The sequence below is a fragment of the Polaromonas sp. P1_G1 genome (assembly GCF_056405595.1).
In genome coordinates, this window is record NZ_JBFUBU010000235.1 from 1 (window position 1) to 406 (window position 406).

Consider the following 406-nt stretch of genomic DNA (forward strand, 5'->3'; position numbering starts at 1 on the left):
GTGGTGGACCGGCCCCTGCTGTTGCTGGGCAACGCCTTTGGCCCGGTGGCGCTGGTACTGGTGGGCGTCACGCTGTCGCAGGCCTCCATCGGCCGACATCTGAAAGGCGCCCTGGTCGTGTCTGCGGTGAAGACCCTGCTGCACCCCGCGCTCATGGCGCTGGCGGGCTATGTGTTTGGCCTGCGCGGCATGTCGCTCACGGTGCTGGTGGTGGCGGCGTCGCTGCCCATCGGTGCCAATGTGTTCTTGTTCTCGCAGCGGTATCAAAAGGCGGAGGATCTGGTCACGGCCAGCGTGGCGGTGTCTACGTTGGTGGCCTTGGTCAGTGTGACCTTGGTGATGACGTTGGTGCCGTTGATTGCCTGAGCTTTTAAGTACCGTTTTTTTAACACCCACTCCCCCAGCC

Annotated in this window: 1 protein-coding gene; it reads left to right on the forward strand. The window is 63.1% G+C overall.

Features of this window, described 5'->3' with window-relative positions; all coding sequences use genetic code 11:
• The coding region (locus tag AC1D1Y_RS26635; RefSeq protein ID WP_477684988.1) for an AEC family transporter at nt 1-366 on the forward strand (366 nt) is incomplete at its 5' end.
• Nucleotides 367-406 lie beyond the last annotated feature (40 nt).